Raw genomic sequence first — 15,636 nt, 5'->3', positions numbered from 1 at the left:
GGATCAGCTCTCACGGTCGGCCGCTGCCGGCTCCGCGGACGCGGCGTCCAACAGCGCCCGCAGCAGCTCCTCGTCGTGCGGCAGCAGCGCGCTGACGAAACTGGCCAGGACGGCGTCCCGGTCCGCCTCGCCGTCGAGCATCCGGCGCATCCGCAGCGCGGCCAGCCCGGCGGCGTCGGCGGAGGCCTGCCACAGGTAGGAGCGGCCGGAGCGGCTCCGGGAGACGGCGTTCTTGGCGTGCAGCCGGGACAGGATGGTCATCACCGTGGTGTACGCCAGGTCGCCCTCCAGGCGTTCCTGGACCCACCCCGCGCTGGCCGGGCCGGGCGCCTGCTGGAGCACCGCCAGCACCTGCGCCTCCAGCTCGCCCTGACCGCGTCGGCGGGTCGGCGCGTCCCCGGACGCCGGGGCGTGCCTCTCGTCTGCCATGACGGCCCACTCCCTCCGGATGCCGCGCCCGGACCGACGGGGCGCGGGATCATCCTAACGAGCGGGAGGCTGCTCCGGACGGCTCCGGACGAGGGTTCGGGGACGGAGGAGCTGGCTGCGCGCGGGCCCGCTGGTGGTTACGCGCGGGCCCGCAGATGGCTACGCGCGGGCCCGTTGGGTCACCGCGATGCAGACCAGCACCACCACCGCCGTCACCGGTGCGGCCGCCGGCAGGTGCTCGCCCAGCAGCAGCACCGACCACACCAGGGTCAGCAGCGGCTGCGCGAGCTGCAGCTGGCTGGCCCGCGGCACCCCGATCCCGGCCATCCCCCGGTACCAGAGCACGAACCCGCCGAACTGCGAGACCGCGGCGATGTACGCCAGTCCGGCCAGTGCCTTCGCCCCCAGCCGCACCGGCTCGGTGGCCAGTCCGAACGCGGCGGTCAGCACCATCACGGGCAGCGCGGCCACCACCGCCCAGGCGATCACCTGGGCGCCCGGCATGTCCCGGGACAGCCGCCCGCCCTCAGCGTAGCCGGCCGCGCAGATCACCACGCCGACGAAGAGGTAGAGGTCGGCGAGGGTCGGCCGGCCGTGGCTCTGCAACAGGGTGAAGGCGAGCACGGCGGCCGCCCCGGCCAGCGCCGCCGCCCAGAACGCCCGGGACGGCCGACGGCCGGTGCGCAGCGCCGCGACCACCGCGGTGGCCAGCGGCAGGACGCCGATGACCACCGCCGAGTGGGCCGTCGAGGAGGTCCGCAGGGCGAGCGTGGTCAGCAGCGGGAAGCCCAGGACACAGCCGGCGGAGACCGCCAGCAGGCCGGGCCACTGCCGGCGCTTCGGCAGCGGGGCGGCGGCGGCCAGCAGGTAGAGCGCGGCCAGCACCCCGGCCAGGGCGCCGCGCAGCCCGGTCGAGCTCCACGGGCCGAACCCGGTCAGGGACCACGCGGTGGCGGGGAAACTGAGCGAGAAGGAGGCCACCCCGAGGGCGGCGAGGGCGGTGCCGGAGGCGGGGCTGTGCTGAGGTGCTACCGCCTCGGGCAGGATAGCGCTATCTTGTGCCGTCATGAACGAGCGTAGCAGCGTGGCCGAACTCGCCGACAGTCTGCGGCGGGAGGTCGAGCGCTACCCGGAGGGGCGAAAGCTCCCCTCCAGCCGGGCGCTGATGGAACGCCACCAGGTCAGCCCGGTGACGGTCTCCCGGGCCATCGCGGTACTGGTGGCCGAGGGACTGGTGGTCTCCCGGCCCGGCGCGGGCGTGTTCCGGGCGGCGGCCTTCGCCGCGGCACCGGCCTCCCCGGCCGCACCGGCCGCCCGGCCCGGCGACCTCTCCTGGCAGGAGATCGCGCTCAGCGCCGATCACGGCCCGCGCGACCTGCTGGCGGCCCCGGTCTTCGCCACCCTCCGGGTGCCGCCGCCGAACGTCATCGACCTCAACAGCGGCTACCCGCACGCCTCGCTGCTGCCCGAGCGCCTGCTCGGCGGCGCCCTCGCCCGGGCCGGGCGCCGCCCGGGCGCCTGGGACCGCCCGCCCACCGACGGCCTCACCGAGCTGCGCGGCTGGTTCGCCCGCGACATCGGCGGCCACGCCGGGCCGATCGGCGCCGGGGACGTCCTGATCACCTCCGGCGGGCAGGGCGGGCTGACGGTCGCGATGCGGTCGCTGGCCGCGCCGGGCTCGCCGGTGCTGGTCGAGTCGCCGACGTACTCGGGCATCCTCTCGGTCGTCCGGGCGGCCGGGCTGCGGCCGGTGCCCGTCCCGATCGACGCGGACGGCGTCCGGACGGACCTGCTGGCCGAGGCCTTCGAGGCCACCCGGGCGCGCGTGTTCGTCTGTCAGCCGCTGTTCCAGAACCCCACCGGCGCCGTGCTGTCGCCCACCCGGCGGGCGGAGGTGCTGCGGATCGCCCGGGCGGCCGGCGCCTTCGTGGTCGAGGACGACTTCGCCCGGCTGCTGGTCCACGCGGACGCCCCGGCGCTGCCGCGCCCGCTCGCCGCCGACGACCAGGACGGGGTCGTGGTGCACCTGCGCTCACTGACCAAGGCCGCCTCCCCCAACCTGCGGGTCGGCGCCCTCACCGCACGCGGCCCGGCGCTCGCCCGGCTGCGGGCCACCCAGGTGGTGGACAGCTTCTTCGTGCCCCGGCCGCTCCAGGAGGCGACCCTCGAACTGGTCTCCGACCCCGCCTGGGCCCGCCACCTGCGCGCCCTCGGCGCCGAACTGCGCGACCGTCGCACCGCCGCCGTCGCCGCCCTGCACCGCGAGCTCCCCGGCGTCCTCGACGCCTACCGCCCCGGCGGCTACCACCTCTGGCTGCGCTTCCCGGACGGCATCGACGACACCGCCCTCGCCGCCGCCGCTCTGCGCACCGGCGTCCAGGTCACCCCGGGCCGCCCCTACCACCCCGCCGAACCCCCGGCCCCGCACCTGCGCCTCAGCTACGCCGCCGCGGACAGCCCGGCGGTGGTGGTGGAGGGGATCCACCGGCTGCGGATGGCGTACGAGGAGCTGGCGGACTGAGGGAGGGGAGGTCCTCGCGGCCGTTACTGCCGGTACCCGGCCGTCCGCTCCGCCCCGCCCCGCCCCGCGCAGCGGCCGTTACTGCCGGTACCCGGCCATCCGCTCCAGACGGGCGATCCGCTCGGCCATCGGCGGGTGGGTCGAGAACAGCCGGGTGCCCGCCTCGCCGGGGCGGAAGGGGCTTGCGATCATCATGTGGCTGGCGGTCTGCAGCTGGGGCTCCGGCGGGAGAGGGAGCTGACGGGTGCCGGCGTCGAGCTTGCGCAGGGCGCCGGCGAGGGCGAGCGGGTCGCCGGTGATCCGGGCGCCGTCGGTGTCGGCCTGGTACTCGCGGGAGCGACTGACCGCCATCTGGATCAGTCCGGCGGCGATCGGGCCGAGGATCATGATCGCGAGCATCCCGAACAGGCCCGGGCCGTCGTCGTCCTCGTCCCGGCCGAACGGGATCAGCCAGGCGAAGTTCACCAGGAACATCACCACCGAGGCCAGCGCCCCGGCGACCGAGGAGATCAGGATGTCCCGGTTGTACACGTGGCTCAGCTCGTGCCCGAGCACGCCCCGCAGCTCGCGCTCGTCCAGGATCTGCAGGATGCCCTCGGTGCAGCAGACCGCCGCGTTGCGCGGGTTGCGGCCGGTGGCGAAGGCGTTCGGGGCCGGGGTCGGGGAGATGTAGAGGCGGGGCATCGGCTGGCGGGCCGAGGTGGAGAGCTCGCGCACGATCCGGTACAGCCCGGGTGCCTCGAACTCGCTGACCGGCCGGGCCCGCATGGCCCTCAGCGCGATCTTGTCGCTGTTCCAGTAGGCGTAGGCGTTCGTCCCGAGCGCGACCAGCAGGGCGATCACGAAGCCGGTCCGGCCGAAGAAACTGCCGATGACCAGGATCAGCGCCGAGAGGCCCCCGATCAGAACGGCGGTCCTCAGTCCGTTGTGCCGGCTGTGCACGTCAGGCCCTCCAGTGATGCGGTGGGGAAGCCCTTTCTGCCTCGTCCCTCTTGCCCGGTCAACGGGTGGGGCCGGGGGCCTTGTTCCCTTGTGACCGACGCGACACCCGCCCGGACGTCGCCCGCACCCCGGCCGGGCCTCGCCCCCACCCCGCCCGACGGCTCAGAACAGGCTGCCGCCCGCCACCTGGAGGACCAGCTGCGGCGCGACCGAGAGCACCACCGCCGCGGTGGCGGTCAGGCCCAGCGTGGCGGTCAGGCTGACCGGCAGCCGCCGCTCGCCGCCGCCCTCGACCGCCGCCTCGGCGTCCGCCGGGGCGAACAGCCGGGCCGTCCAGAGCAGGTAGTAGTACAGGGCGATGACCACGTTGACCGCCATCACCACGGCCAGCCAGCCCAGCCCGGCGTCCACCGCGGCGCGGAACACCACCACCTTGCCGAACAGGCCGACCACGCCCGGCGGCAGCCCGGCCAGGCAGAGCAGGAAGAAGGCCAGTGCCAGCGCCGTCCAGCGGTTGCGGGCGAACAGGCCGCGGAAGTCGTCCACGCTGGTCCCGGCCCGGCGGCCGACGGCGGCGACCACCCCGAAGGCGCCGAGGTTCACCACGCCGTAGATCAGCGCGTAGGCGGCGGTCGCGCCGAGCGGGTCGACCCCGGTGGGCGCGTAGCCGGCCGCGGCCAGCGGCACCAGCAGGTACCCGGCCTGGCCGACCGAGGACCAGGCGAGCAGCCGCACCGCGCTGTACCGGGTGTCGAAGCGCTGCCGCAGCGCGCCGACGTTGCCGACCGTCATGGTGCCGGCGGCCAGGACGGCGAGCGCCAGGCCCCAGGTGTGGGCGTACGGGCGGAAGGCGATGGTGGTGGCGAGCGCGAGGCCGGACAGGCCGGCCGCCTTGCCGACCACCGAGAGGTAGCCGGCCACCGGCAGCGGGGCGCCGGTGTAGGTGTCGGGCACCCAGAAGTGGAACGGGACGGCGGCGACCTTGAAGGCGAAGCCGACCAGGGTCAGCACGGCCCCCGCCTCGGCCAGCGGCTTGAGCTGGCCGGGTGCGTGCTCCAGGCCCTGGGCGACGGCACCGAGGTGCAGGCTGCCGCTGGCCGCGTAGACGAAGCCGATGCCGAGCAGCATCACGGCGGTCGCCGTCACCGAGGAGACGAAGAACTTGAGCGCGGCCTCCGCACCCCGCCCGTCCCGGCGCAGCGCGACCAGGGCGAAGGCGGGCAGCGAGGCGACCTCCAGGGCGATCACCATGGTGGCGAGGTCGCGGGAGGCGGGCAGCAGGGCGGCGCCGGTGGCGCTGGAGAGCAGCAGGAACCAGTACTCGCCGCGCGGCAGCTTCTCCTGGTCCACCGTGTGCACCGACAGCAGCGCGGCGATCAGCGCGCCGCCGAGGGCGAGCAGCTGGAACACCAGGGCGAAGTGGTCGGCGACGTACGAACACCCAGCGCTGTCAGTGGCCCCTGCTACGTTCTGCACGCAGAAGGTCGCTCGGGGTGACCCGCCGGTGAGGGGAAGGAGTGCGATGAGGGCGAGGGCGAGTCCGGCCGCGGTGAGGCGGCCGAGCCACTTCTTGTGCCGCTCGGGCAGGAACAGGTCGGTGACCAGGACGGCGAGGGCGGCCACCGCGGCGATCAGCGGGGGCGCGATCGCCACCCAGTCCACGGACTGGATCAGGCTGCCCGGGTTGGCTACGGCGAGGGAGATCACAGTGTGCTGCCCCGTGAAGTGAGGTCCGAGTGCGGCGGTGTGGGCTGCGAGCACGGTCAGCCACCCCCGAGGAGGTGCTTGACGGCGGGGTCGGAGAGGCCGAGCAGGAGCGCGGGCCAGAGGCCGGCGACCAGGGTGAGCGCGGCCAGCGGCGTCCAGCTGACGGCCTCGTACGGGCGCAGGTCGGCCAGCTCGGCCACCGGCGCGGGCTGCTCGGGGTCGCCCATGCAGACGCGCCTGACCACGATCAGCAGGTAGCCGGCGGTGAGGAGGGCGCCGAGGCCGGCCAGGACCATGTAGGTGACGAAGGCGGGGCGCGACAGGCCGTCGGCCGGGTGGAAGGCGCCGAACATGGCGAGCACCTCGCCCCAGAAGCCGGCCAGGCCGGGCAGGCCGAGGCTGGCGACGGCGGCGAAGGCGAGCAGCGCGCCGATCCGGGGCGCCCGGCCGTACAGGGCGGCGCCGGTGGCACCGGAGAGGGTGTCGAGGTCCGCCGTGCCGTAGCGGTCCTTGATGGCACCGACCAGGAAGAACAGCAGGCCGGTGATCAGACCGTGGGCGATGTTGGCGAACAGGGCGCCGTTGACGCCCACCGGGGTGAGGGAGGCGATGCCGAGCAGCACGAAGCCCATGTGGCCGACGGAGGAGTACGCGATCAGGCGCTTGAGGTCGCCCTTGGATCCGGGGCGGGCGAGCGCCAGGCAGGCCAGCGAGCCGTAGACGATGCCGACGGCGGCGAACGCGCCCAGGTAGGGGGCGAGCGTCGCGGTGCCGTCCGGCACGATCGGCAGCAGGACGCGGACCAGACCGTACGTCCCCATCTTCAGCAGCACGCCGGCGAGCAGCACCGAGCCCACCGTCGGCGCGGCGGTGTGCGCGTCGGGGAGCCAGCTGTGCAGCGGCCAGGCGGGGGCCTTGACCGCGAGCCCGACCATGATCGCCAGCGCGGCGATCACCTGGGTGGTGTGGCTCAGGCCGTTGCCGTGCCCGGCGGCCAGCGCCTGCATGTCGAAGGTGCCGGCCTTGCTACCGATCAGCAGGAAGCCGAGCAGCATCACGGCCGAGCCGAGCAGCGTGTAGAGGATGAACCGGTTGGCGGCCGGGGCCTTCGCGCCGCTCCCCCAGCGGGCGATCAGGAAGTACATCGGGATCAGCACGATCTCGAAGGCCACGAAGAAGAGCAGGAGGTCCAGCACCGCGAAGGTGGCGAGCATGCCGACTTCGAGGAGGAGGAACAGCCCGACGAAGGCCTGCGCCGACGGGACGCCCTCCCCGTCCGGCAGGCGCTTCTCCGAGTAGAGCGCGCAGAGGAAGGTGAGCAGCGCGGTCAGCACGATCAGCGGCAGCGAGACGCCGTCCACGCCGAGGTGGAAGCGCACGTGCAGGGCCGGGATCCAGGACACGTCGGTGGTGGCCTGCATCCGGGCGGGGTGGTCGTGGTCGAAGCCGGCCGCCAGGGCGACGGTGAGCAGGAACACCGCGCCGGTGACGACGGAGTTCAGCCGCAGGGCCCGCCGGTCGGCGGCGGCCCGGTCCGGCCCGAGCACCGGCGCCAGGGTGAGCGCGGCGCCGAGCAGTGGCAGCACCAGGAGGGCGATGAGGACTGCGTTCATCGGGGGCTCCTAGGGGCGGCGGTGGAGAGGACGGGGATGGAGGAGAACAGCACCGGCTACACCGCCACCAGGACGGCCAGCAGGACGACCGCGGCGAGCAGGGCGCTGAGGTAGGTCTGCGCGTTGCCGGTCTGCGCGAGCCGGACGGCCCGGCCGAGCAGGTTGGCACCGATCCCGCTGCCCTGGACGTAACCCTCGACGACCTCGCGGTCGAGGAAGCGGACCAGCTGGGCGGCGGCGGCCACCGGCCGGACGAACAGCGCGTGGTACAGCCGGTCCACGCCGAAGCCGTGCCGGGCCGGGCCGAACAGCGGGCCGAGCAGGGTGCGCCCGGGGTCGGCGACGATCACCTCGGCGGCCGGGGCACCGGCCTGCTCGGGCACCCGGCCGGCAGCGGCCGGGGCCGGACGTCCGGTGGCCACCCGCGCGGTCGCCGAGCGCCAGGCGCCGTAAGCGGCGAGCACACCGACCACGGCGAGCCCGGTGCCGGTCACGGCGGTGACGCCGGTGGGGCGCAGCGAGCCGCCGTCCAGCAGCGCGGGCAGCCAGTCCGAGCGCAGCCCGGCGATGCCGAAGGCCATGGTCGGGACGGCCAGCACCCAGAGCGGCCAGCGCATCGCGGGCGGCTCGGCGGTGGCCGGGTCGGCCTCGTCCAGCTCGGGCGAGTACGGCGCGTCGGCCTCGTGGTCGGCCGCCGCGGTGGCCCGGTCGGCGGCGGGCAGCACCTCGGGTGCCACCGCCGCGGCCCCGGCCGGGCTGTGGAAGGCGAGCAGGAACAGCCGGGTCGCGTAGGCGCCGGTGAGCAGCGCGGTGAGGGCCGCCGAGATCAGCACGATCCACCCGGCCGCCTGCGGCACCGCCGAGGCCGGTCCGAGCCCGTTGGTCAGCGCCTCGCCATTGGCGGCGTGCTCGGCGGCGGTGAGCACCGCCTCCTTGCTGAAGAAGCCGGAGAACGGCGGCAGGCCGGCCAGGGCGAACAGGGCGATGCCCATCGTCCAGTACGCGTCCGGCACCCGTCGGCGCAGCCCCGGGATCCGGGACATCGCGGAGAGCGAGTTGGTGTGCGCGGCGTGGATCACCACACCGGCGGCCAGGAACAGCAGCGCCTTGAACGCGCCGTGGCTGACCAGGTGGAAGACGGACGCCTCGCGGTCACCGCTGGCCAGCGCGCCGGCCATGTAGCCGAGCTGGCCGACGGTGGAGTAGGCGAGCACCCGTTTCAGGTCGTCCTGGGCGAGCGCGCAGAGCGCCGAGCCGATCATCGTCACGGCGGCCATCACCGCGAGCACGACCAGCGCCGCACCCGACAGCAGGAACACCGGCAACAGCCGGGCGACCAGGTAGATGCCCGCCGCGACCATGGTGGCCGCGTGGATCAGCGCGGAGACCGGCGTCGGGCCGGCCATCGCGTCCGGGAGCCAGGTGTGCAGCGGGAACTGCGCGCTCTTGCCGGCCACGCCGGCGAGCAGCAGCAGGGCGGTCAGCGTCGGGTGGCCGAGCTTGCCCTCACCCGCGGCCGCCAGCACGTCCGGGATCCGGAAGCTGCCGGTGTCCGCGCCGAGCAGGAAGATCCCGAACAGGAACGGCACGTCGCCGAGCTTGGTGACCAGGAAGGCCTTGAGCGAGGCCGAGCGGGCGTCCGCGGTCTCCCAGTGGTGGCCGATCAGGAAGTACGAGCAGACGCCCATGACCTCCCAGCCGACCAGCAGCACGATCAGGTCGCCCGAGTAGACCACCAGGAACATCGCGGCGGTGAACAGCGAGACCAGCGCCGCGTACGAGGGGTAGCGGGGGTCGGACTTCAGGTACGCGGTCGAGTAGACCTGGACGCAGGTGGCGACCACACCGACCAGCACGGAGATCAGCGAGCTGAAGCCGTCCAGGTGGATGGCGAGCGCGATGTCCGGGCCGCCGGTCGGGGTGAGCCGGGTGGCGGCGTCCAGGGCCTGGCCGGCGCCGAGTTGGAGGGCGACCACCAGGGCGAGCACGGCCGAGACGGCGACCGGGACGATCGCCAGCGGCCGGGCCAGCCCGGGCGCCTTCTTGCCGACGGCGAGGGTCGCGGCGGCGCCGAGCGCAGGCAGCGCGGGGACGAGGGCGGGCAGGGCGAGGTTCATGCGGCGGCCTGGCCCTTCAGCGCCTCGGCTCCGTTCGGCGCCTCCTCGACGGGGAGCGTCTCGGCCGGGTCGCCGAGCGCGGTGGCCCGGTCGATGTCCGCGGTGCCCCGGGCCCGGAACAGCAGCAGGACGATGGCGAGCCCCAGCCCGATCTCGGCGGCGGCGACGGTGATGGTGAACAGGGTGAGCGCCTGCCCGGCGTGCAGCGAGTCGCGCAGCCAGGCGTCGAAGGCGACCAGGTTGAGGTTGACGGCGTTGAGCATCAGCTCGACGGACATCAGCACCAGGACGGCGTTGCGCCGGGCGAGCACGCCGTACACGCCGACGCTGAACAGCAGCGCGGCGAGGACGACGGGGTAGGCGAGGTGCATCAGCTCTCCTCCGACGCGGACGACGCGGACGACGCGGGCGCGGAGGGCTTGGGCGCGGTCGCGGCGACCGTCCCGTTGGACCCGACCGGCCGCCCGGCGCGCAGCTTGCCCGCCCGGGGCGCCGGCACCCGCCGCTCGGAGCCGCGCGACAGCACGATCGCGCCGACCAGCGCCGCCAGCAGCAGCACGGACAGCGCCTCGAAGGGCAGCACCCAGTGCCGGAACAGGCTGGCCCCGGTGACGGAGGCCGAGCCGCCGCCCGCGCCGAGGTCGATCCAGGAGCTCCGGAAGGCGTCGACCACCAGCGTCACGAGCGTCCCGGCCGAGGCCAGCGCCACGACCAGGGCGACCCAGCGATTCTTGGAGTCGGCGTCCGGCGAGCGCCCGATCGGCGCCTTGGTGAGCATCAGTCCGAACAGCACCAGGACGATCACCGAGCCCAGGTAGATCAGCACCTGCACCCAGGCGATGAACTCGGCCGTGAGCAGCAGGAACTCCACCGCCAGCCCGCCGAGCGCGACCACCAGCCAGAGCGCGGCGTGCACCAGCTGCTTGGTGGTCACGGCGACGATCGCCGAGCCGAGCACCGCGATGCCGACCAGCAGGAAGACGATCTCCTGGCCGGTCGGGGACAGGAACGAACGGGCGGCCGGCTCCAACGAACCGGTCGCCGCGAGAAGCGTGGCAGCGGCGGTCATGCGTCGTCACCCTTCTCCTCAAGAGCGGCCGCGGCCGCCAGCTTGTCCGCCGCCTTGCGCGCGGTGGCGATCTCCTTGGGCTCCTCGGCCGCCGGGTCCAGGGCCGGCGGCGCCGGGACGGTCCACATCCACTCCCGGAGCTTCTCCCGCTCATGGGTCAGTTCGTGGATGTCCGTCTCCGCGTACTCGAACTCCGGCGACCAGAACAGCGCGTCGAAGGGGCACACCTCGATGCAGATCCCGCAGTACATGCAGAGCGAGAAGTCGATGGCGAAGCGGTCCAGCACATTGCGGGTGCGGGCCCGCGCGTTCGGCTCGGCGGCCGGCAGCGTCTCCTTGTGGGAGTCGATGTAGATGCACCAGTCCGGGCACTCGCGCGCGCAGAGCATGCACACCGTGCAGTTCTCCTCCAGCAGCGCGATGACGCCGCGCGAACGCGGCGGCAGCACCGGCTGCACGTCGGGGTACTGCGCGGTGACGCTCTTCTTCGTCATCGTCCGCAGCGTCACGGCCAGCCCCTTGGCAAGGCCGATACCCGGAAAACTCATGAGATCGCCACCTTGATGATGCCGGTGAGGGCCAGCTGGACGAGCGCGAGCGGAATCAGCACCACCCACGCGAAGCGCATCAGCTGGTCCTCGCGCAGCCGCGGGTAGGTGACCCGCAGCCAGATGACCACGAAGGCCAGCGCGAAGGTCTTGAGGAGCATCCAGAGCCAGCCGAGCTGGTCCGACATCGGCCCGTGCCAGCCGCCCAGGTAGAGCACCGCCGTCAGCGCGGACACCACCAGGATGCCCACGTACTCGGACAGCAGGAACAGCGCGAAGCGCAGGCCGGTGTACTCGGTGTACGCGCCGAAGATGATCTCCGAGTCGGCGACCGGCATGTCGAACGGCGGCCGCTGGAGCTCGGCCAGACCGGCCGTGAAGAAGACGAAGGCGCCGATGATCTGCCAGGGCAGCCAGTACCACTGCCAGGCGTCCAGGATCCCGGGCAGCGACAGCGTGCCGGCGGCCATCGCCACCGAAGCCGCCGCCAGCACCATCGGCAGCTCGTACGACATCAGCTGCGCGGCCGTGCGCAGACCGCCGAGCAGCGAGAACTTGTTCGCCGAGGCCCATCCGGCCATCAGCTTGCCGATCACACCGACGCCCATCACGGCCAGCACGAAGAACAGGCCGGCGTCGATCGCCTGGCCGACGAAGCCGTTCGGGCCGACCGGGATGGCCAGCAGCACGAACAGGTACGGCAGCAGCGAGACGGCGGGGGCCAGCTGGAAGATCCGGCGGTCCGCCCCGGCCGGGACGATGTCCTCCTTCTGCGCGAACTTCACGCCGTCCGCGACGAGCTGCGCCCAGCCGTGGAAGCCGCCCGCGTACATCGGGCCGAGCCTGCCCTGCATGTGCGCCATGACCTTGTGCTCGGTCTGGCCGATGACCAGCGGGAAGAGCAGGAAGACCACGAGGGTGGCGACGCAGCGGAGCAGCGTGTCGAGCAGGTTCATGCGCCGTCTCCGTCCTGGTCGGCCGCGCCGGCCGGGTTCTCGTCCTGCTGCCCGCCCGGCTCGCCCTGCTGCTCACCCGACGGCTTCTCGTCGTGGGCGGGCACCGGGTTGTGCCAGGGCGCGTCGGAGGACCGGGGCCGGGCGGGGGCCTTGGGCTCGACGGCCGGTTCGTCGGCCGGTTCGTCGGCCGTCTGGCTGACCGACCCCTCGGACACCGACCGAGTCCGCCGCGGCCGGTCCGCCCGCACGGGCGGGGCGCCATCGGCCGGAGCGGCGGGAGTGGCCGCAGTGGCCGCAGCCTCGGCGGCCGCCGGAGCCTCGGCACCCGTCTGGCTCGCCGACCCCTCCGACACCGAGCGGGTCCGCCGCGGCCGGTCCGACCGCACCGAGGGCGCGCCCTCGGCACCGGCGGCACCGGCGGCACCGGCCGCAGCCGCTCGGGGCGTCCGCCCCGCCGCGCCCGCCGCCCGCGCACCGCGCGCGGGCCGCTCGGCCACCGGCGGCAGGGTGCCCTTGAGCGGCCCCCACTCGTTCGGGTCCGGCACACCGGCCGGCTGCATCTTGCGACGGGCCGGCCCGTCGCCGTGGTCCGACTCGCCCGGCTCCTTGGCACCCGGCCAGGCCTTGGCGACCCGCGCCGCGAGCACGAACTCCTTGCGCAGCGGGTGCCCCTCGAAGCCCTCCGGCAGCAGCAGGGTGGCCAGGTAGGGGTGCCCGGGGAAGTCGATGCCGAACATCTCGTGGGTCTCGCGCTCGTGCCAGGCGGCACCCGCGTACACCGCGACGGCGCTCGGCAGCGCGGCCTCGCCGCGCGGCACCCGGGTGCGCAGCGCGAGGTGGCGCACGCCCGGCGCCTCGACGGCGGCCAGGTGCGCGACCACGGAGAAGCCCTCGGCGAGCTCGTCGACCGCGCTCAGCCAGTCGAAGAACGCCAGGCCCAGCACGTCCCGGGCGTTGGTGAGCGCCTCGATCCAGCGCTCGGCCGGGACGTCGACGGTGATCAGTCCGTACGCCTCGGCGCCGGTCGCCCACTCCCCGACCGACGCCGCACACTGCTCAGGCGTGGTCACGAGACCCCTCCCTCAGACGAACCGGCCGACGAACCGGCCGACGAACCGGCGGAAGGCCCCGCCACCAGCGGACGGCGCAGCGCCGCCGCGGGCGCGGTGTAGCGGCCGGGCAGGGACTCGGCGGCGATCTTCTCCTGCAGCTTGAGGATGCCCTGGAGCAGCGCCTCGGGCCGGGGCGGGCAGCCGGGCACGTAGACGTCGACCGGGATGATCTGGTCCACGCCCTTGGTCACCGAGTAGGAGTCCCAGTACGGGCCGCCGGAGTTGGAGCAGGCGCCGAAGGAGATGACGTACTTCGGCTCGGGCATCTGCTCGTAGAGCCGCTTGACAGCGGGCGCCATCTTGTCGGTGACCGTGCCGGAGACGATCATCAGGTCCGCCTGACGGGGCCCGGGCGCGAAGGGGATGACACCCATCCGGATGAAGTCGTGCTTGGCCATGGACGCAGCGATGAACTCGATCGCGCAGCAGGCCAGGCCGAAGTTGAAGCACCAGAGGCTGTAGCGACGGCCCCAGTTGAGCACGACCTTGACCGGGTCGGGCGCGAGCCGCGCGAGCGGGCCGATGCCGCGGCGCTCGACGGCGCCGGGGCGGGACGGGTCCGGCAGGCCGAGCGGGACGGGACCGCCCTGCGCGCCGTGCGAGTGGGTGTGCGTCACGTCCATTCCAGAACGCCCTTCTTCCAGGCGTAGAGCAGCCCGACCGCGAGGAAGCCGATGAAGAGGAACATCTCGATCAGCGTTCCGGCCCCGTACCCGGGGCTGGCGAAGACGGTCGCCCACGGGAACAGGTAGATCGCGTCGACCGCGAAGATCACGTACAGGAACGCGTACACGTAGTAGCGGATCTGGGTGTGCGCCCAGTCCTCGCCCACCGGGTCCACGCCGCACTCGTAGGTGAGGAGCTTCTCGGGCGAGTAGACCACCGGCCGCAGCAGGCGGTTGGCGGTGAACGCCACCGTGAGGAAGAGCACCCCGACGACGGCCAGCAGGCCCATCGCGGCGTACGCGTCGAAGTAGCCGCTGCCGACCGCCGGGCCGGCCGCGACGGCAGCCGCCTGCTGCCCCTTCATGCTTCGCCTCCACCTCGGCCGTGAATCCGTCCCTCAAGACAGTTCTACGACGTTTCCTCGCACGCTCTTAACGATGGCCAATGCGTGAGTCTAAGGGGACGGCTCCGCTCCACCCGAACCGTGCCCGATCGGCAAGACGACTCGTGGACGGCCGGGCACGTGCCCGGGTGCCGGAGCGGGGGGTGCGGGGCAGGGAGGTGGGGATAACCCCCGGCCGGGAAGACGCATCACCCCCATGGCACCTCCCGTCCCCGGTTCGGGAAGCTTGGTCCACCAGTCCACCAGCTCGACCGACAGGAACGGATGATCCGATGAAGCCGCTGCACCGCCGAGCCGTGGACGCCGTCAAGGAGCAGGACGCTCGGATGGAGCGCCCGCCGCTGTACGGCGCACGGATGTGGCGGCAGGTCGGTCAGCTGATGCTCAACCTGCCGCTCGGCATCGCCGGCTTCGTCCTGGCGGTCACCACGCTCTCGGTCGGCCTGGGCCTGTCGATCACGGTGATCGGTCTGCCGCTGCTGGCCGGCGGGCTGGCCGTCTCCCGCTCCCTGGGCGGGCTGGGCCGGCGCCGGGCGCGCTCGGCGTACGGCTCCGCGATCGACGACCCGGAGCCGGTCCGGCCGCGCCGCCCGGGGCTGGTCGGCTACACCATCGCCCACCTCACCGACCTGCTGAACTGGCGGTCGGCGCTCTACAACGTGCTGATGCTGCCCTGGGGCATCCTCAGCTTCACGCTGTCCCTGGTCTCGGTCGTGGTGCTGTGGCCGGTGCTGCCCTGGGTGGTGCGTTCGATGGCGGCGATCGACCGGATCCTGATCGAGTCGCTGCTCTTCCCGGGCGCCCTGGCCGAGCGGGTGCGCGAGCTGGAGGACGACCGCGGCACCGTGGTCGACACCGCCGCCGCCGACCTGCGCCGGATCGAGCGCGACCTGCACGACGGCGCCCAGGCCCGGCTGGTCGCGCTGGCGATGGACCTCGGCATGGCCAAGGAGCGGCTGCGCGAGGTGGAGTCCGAGGAGGACATGGCGGCCGCCACCCGGATGGTCGACAACGCGCACGGCGAGGTGAAGCTGGCCCTGCAGGAGCTGCGCGACCTGGCCCGCGGCATCCACCCGGCGGTGCTCACCGACCGCGGCCTGGACGCGGCGCTGTCCGCGGTCGCGGCCCGTTGCACCGTCCCGGGCGGGGTGAAGGTGAACGTGGACCTGGCCGGGTCGGACGGCGAACCCGAGCGCCCGGACTCGGCGGTCGAGGGCATCGCCTACTTCACCGTCAGCGAGCTGCTGACCAATGTCTCCAAGCACGCGGGCGCCCGCACCGCCTCGGTCGAGGTCTGGCGTTCGGACGACCAGCTGATGCTGCTGGTCCAGGACGACGGCAAGGGCGGGGCGGCCCCGTACCCGGGCAGCGGCCTGGCCGGGCTGGCCGAGCGGATCCGGGCGGTGGACGGGGTGTTCCTGGTGGCCAGCCCGGCGGGCGGCCCGACCACGGTCACCGTCGAGCTGCCCTGGCACACCCACACCGCCCGCCGCTGAGCGCCCGGAGGCGGCGAAAGGCGCCGGGACCCGGTCGAGGAAGTGGACGGGGTCCCG

General features: G+C 73.8%; 15 protein-coding genes. 2 read left to right on the top strand and 13 right to left on the bottom strand.

Going from position 1 to position 15,636, the window contains the following annotated elements; genetic code table 11:
• Positions 1 to 3: 3 nt before the first annotated feature.
• Both ACGF12_RS23170 and ACGF12_RS23165 read right to left on the bottom strand, forming a co-directional pair.
• Complete coding sequence (locus ACGF12_RS23170) at positions 4 to 429, bottom strand: BlaI/MecI/CopY family transcriptional regulator (protein ID WP_387617068.1); 426 nt, start codon at positions 427 to 429, stop codon at positions 4 to 6.
• A gap of 159 nt (positions 430 to 588) precedes the next feature.
• The gene (locus ACGF12_RS23165) at positions 589 to 1,497 is read right to left on the bottom strand and encodes a DMT family transporter (RefSeq protein WP_393033152.1); all 909 of its coding nucleotides are present in this window, start codon (positions 1,495 to 1,497) and stop codon (positions 589 to 591) included.
• On the opposite strand from ACGF12_RS23165, the gene ACGF12_RS23160 reads away from it, so the two are divergent.
• Positions 1,496 to 2,950, top strand: a complete 1,455-nt coding sequence (locus ACGF12_RS23160; protein ID WP_393033149.1) for a PLP-dependent aminotransferase family protein — start codon at positions 1,496 to 1,498, stop codon at positions 2,948 to 2,950. The two genes, ACGF12_RS23165 and ACGF12_RS23160, sit on opposite strands and share 2 nt — an antisense overlap.
• A gap of 78 nt (positions 2,951 to 3,028) precedes the next feature.
• On the opposite strand, the gene htpX is transcribed toward ACGF12_RS23160, so the two are convergent.
• The 11 genes from htpX to ACGF12_RS23105 form a co-directional block, all read right to left on the bottom strand.
• Positions 3,029 to 3,892 carry a zinc metalloprotease HtpX gene (gene htpX, locus ACGF12_RS23155; RefSeq protein ID WP_393033146.1) on the bottom strand — a complete coding sequence of 288 codons (864 nt, stop codon included), beginning with the start codon at positions 3,890 to 3,892 and terminating at the stop codon, positions 3,029 to 3,031.
• A gap of 162 nt (positions 3,893 to 4,054) precedes the next feature.
• Positions 4,055 to 5,599, bottom strand: coding sequence for an NADH-quinone oxidoreductase subunit N (locus tag ACGF12_RS23150; RefSeq protein WP_393033197.1), 1,545 nt, complete (start codon positions 5,597 to 5,599; stop codon positions 4,055 to 4,057).
• 56 nt (positions 5,600 to 5,655) lie between these two features.
• Positions 5,656 to 7,212 carry a NuoM family protein gene (locus ACGF12_RS23145; protein WP_393033143.1) on the bottom strand — a complete coding sequence of 519 codons (1,557 nt, stop codon included), beginning with the start codon at positions 7,210 to 7,212 and terminating at the stop codon, positions 5,656 to 5,658.
• A gap of 56 nt (positions 7,213 to 7,268) precedes the next feature.
• Positions 7,269 to 9,329, bottom strand: coding sequence for an NADH-quinone oxidoreductase subunit L (locus ACGF12_RS23140; protein WP_393033140.1), 2,061 nt, complete (start codon positions 9,327 to 9,329; stop codon positions 7,269 to 7,271).
• Positions 9,326 to 9,700 carry an NADH-quinone oxidoreductase subunit NuoK gene (nuoK, locus tag ACGF12_RS23135; protein ID WP_387617082.1) on the bottom strand — a complete coding sequence of 125 codons (375 nt, stop codon included), beginning with the start codon at positions 9,698 to 9,700 and terminating at the stop codon, positions 9,326 to 9,328. The genes ACGF12_RS23140 and nuoK overlap by 4 nt, the downstream gene beginning before the upstream one ends.
• Positions 9,700 to 10,398, bottom strand: coding sequence for an NADH-quinone oxidoreductase subunit J (locus ACGF12_RS23130; protein WP_393033136.1), 699 nt, complete (start codon positions 10,396 to 10,398; stop codon positions 9,700 to 9,702). The genes nuoK and ACGF12_RS23130 overlap by 1 nt, the downstream gene beginning before the upstream one ends.
• Positions 10,395 to 10,946: a NuoI/complex I 23 kDa subunit family protein gene (locus ACGF12_RS23125; RefSeq protein ID WP_387617086.1), complete on the bottom strand. Its 552-nt coding sequence runs from the start codon at positions 10,944 to 10,946 to the stop codon at positions 10,395 to 10,397. The genes ACGF12_RS23130 and ACGF12_RS23125 overlap by 4 nt, the downstream gene beginning before the upstream one ends.
• The gene (nuoH, locus tag ACGF12_RS23120; RefSeq protein WP_393033132.1) at positions 10,943 to 11,902 is read right to left on the bottom strand and encodes an NADH-quinone oxidoreductase subunit NuoH; all 960 of its coding nucleotides are present in this window, start codon (positions 11,900 to 11,902) and stop codon (positions 10,943 to 10,945) included. The genes ACGF12_RS23125 and nuoH overlap by 4 nt, the downstream gene beginning before the upstream one ends.
• A complete protein-coding gene (locus tag ACGF12_RS23115) occupies positions 11,899 to 12,972 on the bottom strand; it encodes an NADH-quinone oxidoreductase subunit C (protein ID WP_393033129.1) in 1,074 nt (357 codons plus the stop codon). The genes nuoH and ACGF12_RS23115 overlap by 4 nt, the downstream gene beginning before the upstream one ends.
• The gene (locus tag ACGF12_RS23110; protein ID WP_393033126.1) at positions 12,969 to 13,637 is read right to left on the bottom strand and encodes an NADH-quinone oxidoreductase subunit B; all 669 of its coding nucleotides are present in this window, start codon (positions 13,635 to 13,637) and stop codon (positions 12,969 to 12,971) included. Before ACGF12_RS23110 ends, ACGF12_RS23115 begins: the two co-directional genes overlap by 4 nt.
• The gene (locus ACGF12_RS23105) at positions 13,628 to 14,044 is read right to left on the bottom strand and encodes an NADH-quinone oxidoreductase subunit A (RefSeq protein WP_393033123.1); all 417 of its coding nucleotides are present in this window, start codon (positions 14,042 to 14,044) and stop codon (positions 13,628 to 13,630) included. Before ACGF12_RS23105 ends, ACGF12_RS23110 begins: the two co-directional genes overlap by 10 nt.
• Before the next feature lie 311 nt (positions 14,045 to 14,355).
• Between ACGF12_RS23105 and ACGF12_RS23100 the strand changes: the two genes are divergently transcribed.
• On the top strand, positions 14,356 to 15,579 hold the full coding sequence (locus ACGF12_RS23100) for a sensor histidine kinase (protein WP_393033120.1): 1,224 nt from the start codon (positions 14,356 to 14,358) through the stop codon (positions 15,577 to 15,579).
• Positions 15,580 to 15,636: the final 57 nt, after the last annotated feature.

Source organism: Kitasatospora sp. NPDC048296 (genome assembly GCF_043201815.1).
Classification (GTDB): Bacteria; Actinomycetota; Actinomycetes; order Streptomycetales; family Streptomycetaceae; genus Kitasatospora.
This window is presented reverse-complemented; position numbering and strand designations above follow the sequence as displayed.

Excerpts from the sequence above, each read along its gene's own strand:
- ACGF12_RS23145 (WP_393033143.1), bottom strand. The coding sequence starts at position 7,212 with ATGAACGCAGTCCTCATCGCCCTCCTGGTGCTGCCACTGCTCGGCGCC.
- nuoK (WP_387617082.1), bottom strand. The coding sequence starts at position 9,700 with ATGCACCTCGCCTACCCCGTCGTCCTCGCCGCGCTGCTGTTCAGCGTC.
- ACGF12_RS23165 (WP_393033152.1), bottom strand. The coding sequence starts at position 1,497 with ATGACGGCACAAGATAGCGCTATCCTGCCCGAGGCGGTAGCACCTCAG.
- ACGF12_RS23100 (WP_393033120.1), top strand. The coding sequence starts at position 14,356 with ATGAAGCCGCTGCACCGCCGAGCCGTGGACGCCGTCAAGGAGCAGGAC.
- ACGF12_RS23140 (WP_393033140.1), bottom strand. The coding sequence starts at position 9,329 with ATGAACCTCGCCCTGCCCGCCCTCGTCCCCGCGCTGCCTGCGCTCGGC.
- ACGF12_RS23110 (WP_393033126.1), bottom strand. The coding sequence starts at position 13,637 with ATGGACGTGACGCACACCCACTCGCACGGCGCGCAGGGCGGTCCCGTC.
- ACGF12_RS23170 (WP_387617068.1), bottom strand. The coding sequence starts at position 429 with ATGGCAGACGAGAGGCACGCCCCGGCGTCCGGGGACGCGCCGACCCGC.
- ACGF12_RS23130 (WP_393033136.1), bottom strand. The coding sequence starts at position 10,398 with ATGACCGCCGCTGCCACGCTTCTCGCGGCGACCGGTTCGTTGGAGCCG.
- ACGF12_RS23105 (WP_393033123.1), bottom strand. The coding sequence starts at position 14,044 with ATGAAGGGGCAGCAGGCGGCTGCCGTCGCGGCCGGCCCGGCGGTCGGC.
- ACGF12_RS23160 (WP_393033149.1), top strand. The coding sequence starts at position 1,496 with ATGAACGAGCGTAGCAGCGTGGCCGAACTCGCCGACAGTCTGCGGCGG.
- nuoH (WP_393033132.1), bottom strand. The coding sequence starts at position 11,902 with ATGAACCTGCTCGACACGCTGCTCCGCTGCGTCGCCACCCTCGTGGTC.
- ACGF12_RS23125 (WP_387617086.1), bottom strand. The coding sequence starts at position 10,946 with ATGAGTTTTCCGGGTATCGGCCTTGCCAAGGGGCTGGCCGTGACGCTG.